General features: G+C 61.5%; 6 protein-coding genes. 5 read left to right on the top strand and 1 reads right to left on the bottom strand.

All coding sequences use genetic code 11. The annotated features are described in order from the left end of the window. Positions 1–14: 14 nt before the first annotated feature. Positions 15–1,082, bottom strand: a complete 1,068-nt coding sequence (locus FVQ81_14470) for an amidohydrolase (protein ID MBW7997746.1) — start codon at positions 1,080–1,082, stop codon at positions 15–17. Positions 1,083–1,336: 254 nt separating this feature from the next. On the opposite strand from FVQ81_14470, the gene FVQ81_14475 reads away from it, so the two are divergent. The 5 genes from FVQ81_14475 to FVQ81_14495 all read left to right on the top strand — a co-directional run bounded on the left by FVQ81_14475 (position 1,337) and on the right by FVQ81_14495 (position 6,686). Beyond that, on the top strand, positions 1,337–1,792 hold the full coding sequence (locus tag FVQ81_14475; GenBank protein MBW7997747.1) for an Rrf2 family transcriptional regulator: 456 nt from the start codon (positions 1,337–1,339) through the stop codon (positions 1,790–1,792). A 311-nt stretch (positions 1,793–2,103) separates the two neighbouring features. Continuing rightward, on the top strand, positions 2,104–3,417 hold the full coding sequence (locus FVQ81_14480) for an O-acetylhomoserine aminocarboxypropyltransferase/cysteine synthase (GenBank protein MBW7997748.1): 1,314 nt from the start codon (positions 2,104–2,106) through the stop codon (positions 3,415–3,417). Positions 3,418–3,421: 4 nt separating this feature from the next. Then, a complete protein-coding gene (locus FVQ81_14485; protein ID MBW7997749.1) occupies positions 3,422–4,654 on the top strand; it encodes a homoserine O-acetyltransferase in 1,233 nt (410 codons plus the stop codon). A gap of 35 nt (positions 4,655–4,689) precedes the next feature. Next, the gene (metW, locus tag FVQ81_14490; protein MBW7997750.1) at positions 4,690–5,412 is read left to right on the top strand and encodes a methionine biosynthesis protein MetW; all 723 of its coding nucleotides are present in this window, start codon (positions 4,690–4,692) and stop codon (positions 5,410–5,412) included. 35 nt (positions 5,413–5,447) lie between these two features. Further along, positions 5,448–6,686 (top strand): beta-lactamase family protein, encoded by a 1,239-nt coding sequence (locus tag FVQ81_14495; GenBank protein ID MBW7997751.1) that lies wholly within the window; start codon positions 5,448–5,450, stop codon positions 6,684–6,686. The last annotated feature ends 23 nt before the right edge of the window (positions 6,687–6,709 follow it).

Below are 6,709 nucleotides of genomic sequence, written 5' to 3' on the forward strand. Positions count from 1 at the left end.
CCGGTGCCCCGCGGTCAGCGGCCGCCCGTGTCCGGCTGCTTGAGGTATTTGCCCAGCATGGCCTCGCAGGTACCGTGGGTGATCTTGTCCAGCGTTTCCCGGGGCAGGCCGAGCTGGGTGATAAAGATATGGTGGGGCAGCCACCAGTTGCGGACGTGGCCCGGAAAACGGCTTTCCAGAGGCTGATAGGCGAACCCGTCGGTGCCGAACATCACCCTGTCCGCGTACTTGATACAGAACTCGCGGTAGGGGGCAATCTCCTCGGGCGTCAGGTGGTCGTACTCGCGAAGGAACATCCCGATGCTGGTTTCCACGTAGATATTGGGGTGGCGGTCCATGATCGCGCTCAGCGAGTCGACGCCCATGAAATTCATGTGGGCCAGCGTCCATTTCAAGTCAGGGTACTCGGCGGCCAGTTCGGTCAGGAAATAATTCAGCAGCTCGCCGTTGCTGTATGAGGCCCGCGCCCAGAACTCCTTTGCCCCTCGTCCGTAGGCATAATGCTGATCTCCCCAGTGTTCGTTGAGATGGAGCAGGATCGGCAGGCCGTTGGCCTGGCACCAGGCGTAAATCTCCCGCCACTCGGGCGAGCCCATCACCTCGAAACTCTCGTCCTGCTGGCGGCGGAAATCCGCGGTATGGAGTTTCAGGCCCTGAATCAGGCCCTCGCTCACCCGTCTCCTGACCTCATCGAGCTTGCCGCCCTCGTCCCAGTTCATCCACCAGAACAGATGGACCCTGGGGTCGTCGCGCGCCCACTCCATCGTCTCCGGGTAGGGATCAAGCAAAATCGCCCGGCCGCAATGGTAAACTCCCACCCGCTCGAACCAGTGGTCCATCACTTCCTGGATCTGCTGGCCGCGCAGGACATTGGGGAAATGGCTCCAGGCCAGGTGAAGGTGGCTGTCGAACCAGTCGAGCGACCAGCTATGGTTGGTTGCGCCGAATCCGGCCGAGAAGCCGTTGTCGCCCAGCTCGCGCTCGGCGTTATCGGGGGCGGGAGAGACGGGGGACTGCCGGGCGGCGGCCGGCGGCGGGGTCGCGACGGTCAGCATTAACGCCAGATAAAGTATCCTGAACATGATTTCCTCCCTGCATGAATGTGCTGGGGCCAAGATAATCTTTATGCAGAGGGTGAAAAAGGAAAAAAGCTGCGTTGTATTCAGAGCTAGATTGCATCATTCAATTGCCGCCCGGGAGACCTCGGGCTTTTTTCGGACGGCCTTCCGGCTCGACCGGAAAAGTGTACTATGGTCTCTTGACAGGGCGTTTTTTTTGTTTTATTTTGTACATTAATTCGATTGAGATTATGAACAATTGACCAGGTCGAGTAACCGTGCAGATTTCCAACAAATGCTGCTACGCCTTGCGGGCCCTCTTCGAGCTGTCGCGGCGGTATAGCGATCAGCGCCCGATCAAGATCGCCACGGTTGCCTCGGCCCAGTCGATACCCAAGCGCTTTCTCGAGGTGATCCTCAACGAGCTTCGCCAGGGCGGTTTCGTGGAGAGCCGGCGCGGAGTGGACGGCGGCTACCTGCTGGCCCGTGAGCCGGAAGACATCTCCGTGGGCGAGATCATCAGGTTTGTCGACGGGAACCTGGCTCCGGTCAACTGTGACAGCACCGCAAACGGGGAGACCTCGTCCGAGCTGAATTACAACCACCCTTATTATGATTTCTGGTTGAGAGTCAGTGTACGGATGGACGAGATTTACCACGGCACGTCATTGAGCGATATTATCGGAGACTGGGATCGACGCAACGCTGAGCGCAACCTGAGCTACGATATTTGAAATCAGCGCGGCAAGTACGCAAACCGGATCAGATGGCCCCGTTGCTGGGCCGGGTTGGGCGGGAGCGGTGGTTAACAGCGGGTATGCAAAAAGCTGAAAGGAAATAGTTTAGGATGATGATCTGGATGGCAGCGGACAGGGCGAATCCCCCGAATTCATGGTTCCGGCAGGTGCCCCCGTGGAGAGGGACGAACCCCTGCCGCCGAACTACGATGTAAGCCGCGCCGTTGAGTGTGGGGATGCTGAGAGTAACTACGGAAGCGTTTAAATTGCCACGGAAGTTCAAACCGTTTATATAAGGAGCACCGGAAATGAGCAACGAATTTATCAAGGGTATCGAGACCCGGGCATTGCACGCAGGCCAGCAGCCGGACCCGACTACCGGGGCGCGGGCCGTCCCGATTTACCAGACCACCAGCTATGTGTTCAGGGACACTGAGCACGCGGCAAACCTGTTTGCGCTCAAGGAATTCGGGAATATCTACACCCGGATCATGAACCCGACCCAGGATGTGCTGGAGCAGCGGCTGGCGTCGATCACCGGGGGCACCGGCGCGCTGGCGCTTGCCAGTGGCCAGGCGGCCTCTAACGTGGCGATCCTGAATATCACCAGAGTAGGACAGAATATCGTATCCACGAGCTTTCTCTACGGCGGCACCTACAACCTGTTCCACTACACCCTGCCCAAGCTGGGTATCGAGGTCCGTTTTGTCGACAGCAGCGACCCGCGGAATTTCGAGGCTGCTATCGACGATAATACGCGGGCGCTGTTTACCGAATCTATCGGCAACCCGGCCAACAATATCGACGATTACCCGGGTATCGCCGAAGTGGCGCACAAACACGGCATCCCGTTGCTTGTCGATGCTACTGTGACTCCGCCGCCGCTGCTGGATATGTTCGATCTCGGTGTGGATATCATCATTTACTCGCTCACCAAATTTATCGGCGGGCACGGCACCTCGATCGGCGGAGCGGTTGTCGATGGCGGGAAGTTCGACTGGAACAACGGCAAGTTCCCCGAACTGGTGGAGCCGGACCCCAGTTACCACGGGGTGAGCTACTGGAAGTTCTTCGGCAATCACGACGAGGCCGTGGTGCCCGGTATTGCCTATATCATCAAGGCCCGCGTCCAGATGCTGCGCGACCTGGGTCCGGCGATCAGCCCCCATAGCGCATTCCTGTTCCTGCAGGGCCTGGAGACACTGCCGCTCAGGCTCGGGAAGCACTGCGAGAACGCGCTGGTCGTCGCGAAATTCCTCGAAGGCCACCCGGCTGTCAACTGGGTCAATTACCCCGGTCTGGCCAGCCATAAGGATCACGCCAGGGCGCAGAAGTTCCTCAAGAACGGTTATGGCGCAATTATCGGGTTCGGGATCAAGGGCGGTTGCGACACCGGCCGCAAGCTGATCGACAACGTCCAGTTGTTCAGCCACCTGGCTAATATCGGCGACGCCAAGAGCCTGATTATCCATCCGGCCACCACCACGCACCAGCAGTTGACCCCAGAGGAGCAGGAGTCGACCGGTGTGACCGACGATTACGTCCGCCTCTCGGTCGGTATCGAGGATGTCGACGACATTATCGCCGCCCTGGACCAGGCGCTGAAGAAGAGCCAGGAGTAAACGTATGGCCGATCGCCCGCAGACAAAGGGCGCACGGAAGAACGGCGAGCACAAGGGGATCAAGGGTCCGGAACACCCTCAATCGGTGGGCTGGACCCGGCCCCGGCGCGTCGAGCTGGTGGGGCCGGACGATGAGCCCTTCCGGCTGGAGGCCGGCGGCAGCTTGGCCCCGGTCACTGTGGAGTACGAAACATACGGCCGGATCAACGAGGCCGGCGACAACGTTATCCTGATTGTCCATGCCCTTTCCGGCGACGCTCACGCGGCGGGCTGGGACGAGGAAGCGGGCGAGGACAACCGCAAGTGGCGCACCCGCAAGCCGGGATGGTGGGACGAGCAGGTGGGCCCCGGCCTGCCGCTGGATACCGACCGCTTTTATTTTATCTGCGCCAACGTGCTTGGCTCCTGCTACGGCACCACCGGCCCGATGACAACCGATCCCGCCACCGGTAAACCCTTCGGACTGCGCTTCCCCCTGGTTACGACCGGAGACTGGGTCCGCCAGCAGGCCAAACTGCTCGACCATCTCGGGATCGGCAAGCTCTACGCCGTTATCGGCGGCTCGCTCGGCGGCCAGCAGGCCCTGGAATGGGCGCTTGCGTTTCCCGAGCGGGTGGAGCGCTGTATCATCCTCGCCTCCAACGCCAGGCTCAGTACCCAGGGCTTGGCGTTCAACGCCGTGGCGCGGCACTCAATCCTGTCGGATCCCAATTTCAACAACGGTGACTACTACGGCGGCGCTCCTCCCGCCGAGGGACTTGCCGCCGCCCGGATGCTGGGCCATATCACCTACCTCAGCGACGAGGCGATGTACCACAAATTCGGGCGCAGGTTGCAGGGTAAAAGCGCTCCCGATTTCAGTTTCGGCATTGAGTTCGAGGTGGAGAGCTACCTCGCATACCAGGGCCGCAGTTTCGTGGAGCGGTTCGATGCCAACGCCTACCTGTACCTTACCCGTGCGATGGACTATTACGACGCGGCCAGCTACTGGGGCGACGGCGACCTGACCGAAGCCTGCGGGCGGATCAGGAGCAAGGTGCTGGTTGTCAGTTTCAGCACGGACTGGCTCTACCCGCCGCGGGAGTGCCGCGAACTTGCCCTGGCGATCTGCCGCAACCGCCAGCCGGTGACCTACGTGAATATTCCGAGCAACTACGGCCACGATGCGTTCCTGGTCGAGCATGACCAGCTCGGCGGACTGCTGCGGGACTTTCTGGCTCTCCGGGAGGGCGGGTAATGGCGAACAAAAACGGTAACGACCGCCTGACAGAGATGCTCCGCCTGTGGGCCAGCCGCTACTCTGCGCCAATCGAAAACCTGAGTACGGACAAGCTGGTAGCCCTGATCGAGCGCTTCCTGACCGAGGAAAACGGCAAGCGCAGGGTTCGGCCTGATACCCAGAAGCGCTGGGACCACGAGGTTATCGAGCAGACTATCCCGAATGGCGCGCGAGTGCTGGATTTGGGCTGCGGCGGCGGTGAACTGCTGGCGCGGCTTTTCGCCGACGGGAATGTCCGCGGCCAGGGGATCGAGATTGACCCTGACAAGGTGTTCGAGTGCGTGGGACGGGGGGTGAGCGTGTTTCAGGCCGACCTCGATAAGGGCCTGGAGGGCTGGACCGAAAACCTGTTCGACTACGTGATCCTGGAAGAGACCCTCCAGACAGTCCACCAGCCGGTGAAAGTCCTCTCGGAAATGCTGCGCGTGGGCCGGCGGGGGATAGTCAGTTTTCCCAATTTCGCCCACTGGCATATCAGGCTGGAACTGGGCCTGGGCGGCAAGATACCGGTCAACCCGTCGCTGCCGTACCGCTGGTACGATACCCCCAATATTCATCTCTGCACGATCGAGGATTTCTCCACCTGGGCCGACAGCGCGGGAGTCCGGATTATCGAGGGACATGTGCTGGCCGAGGGCGAGGTCCGTCCCATCCGCGAGGACGACAACCTGTTCGCCGAGGAAGCCCTGTTCGTTCTGGAAGGCGGGCACGACTGAGTTTTTTTGCAACCGCGTCCGCTGTCCTTTGCTCCATGCCCGCTGTTTATTATCTTCGTTTTACATCCTTTCCAACAGGATACCCACTATTCATCCTGGAGAACCCCATGCGCCACCTGAGAGCTGCCCCGCTGTGTCTGTTAATCGCCGTCATGGCCTGCCGGCCGCAACCGGCGGCCGAGCCGGACAGGGGAGAGTTCCAGATGCTCGCTGACCACGTGCGCGGCCGCATGGCGCTCTCCTACGATTGCAGCGCGGGCGGGGCCGTGGTGATGCAGGGTGGGGAAATAGTGTACGAGGAATATTTCGGCGCCCTGGCCGCCCGTCCCGGCGCCGCGCCGGTGGATTCCGCCTCCCGTTTTCCGTTCTACTCGGTCAGCAAGGGGTTCGGCGCTGGTGTGCTGGCCGCGCTGGTCAGCCGCGGAGTACTGGCCCTGGATGACCCGGTGAGCAAATATCTCCCGTATTTCACAGGCCCCGGCCCCGATGGCGGGTTCGAGCGCGGTAACATGACGGTCCGTCACCTGGCCAGCCACAGCAGCGGGGTACCCCGCGATGACTCCCCGCCCCGGATGTGGCCCGACGGCGACCCGTTCCACGACTTGGTCCTGAAATTCGAGCCGGGGACCTCGTTCCTCTACAGCGAGCTGGCGATGAGGCTGCTGGGCCACGTGATGGCCGCCGCCGCCGGAAGGCCCTACGAGCAGCTGTTGGCCGACTACGTAACCGGGCCGCTGGGTCTGGAGAGTGTCGGCTATATTTTCCAGGGCGGGGAGTTGGGCAACGTGGTGGAAAGCGGCGTGGGGCTGGATACCTCGCGCGTGTTTTTCAGCGACGAGTTCGGGGCGGGGCCGTATCCGGGAAGCGGTCTGTACGGCAGCCTGCGTGATATCGCCCGCTACGCCCAAGCTTGGATCGATGGCGGCAGCTCGTCCGATGGCCGCAGAGTGTGGGAGGATTCGTATACCCGGACGGCCTGGCGCAACCAGCCTCCGGAGCGCGAGCCGGACCCGGCCTACGGCCAGTTGTTCTGGCTGTTCCCGCAAGTTGGCGCGGTGGTGTTCAGCGGGATGGCCGGTACGATCTGCGCCATGCTGCCCAACGAGAACATGCTGCTGGTGATGGGACTCAACCAGCGCAACCACAGCCGGGGCTGGGATTTCGCCACGGAGAAGCTGAACCTGGCGCGGATCGGCCACGCGATCCTGGCCCAGCAGAACTGGCGCAGTGAACCGGATCGTAGTCGACGAATTCAACCTGATCTGCGCGGCTGAGCTTGCGCATAAGGGGATCCCGG

This window comes from Candidatus Glassbacteria bacterium (genome assembly GCA_019456185.1).
Classification (GTDB): Bacteria; Gemmatimonadota; Glassbacteria; order GWA2-58-10; family GWA2-58-10; genus JAJRTS01.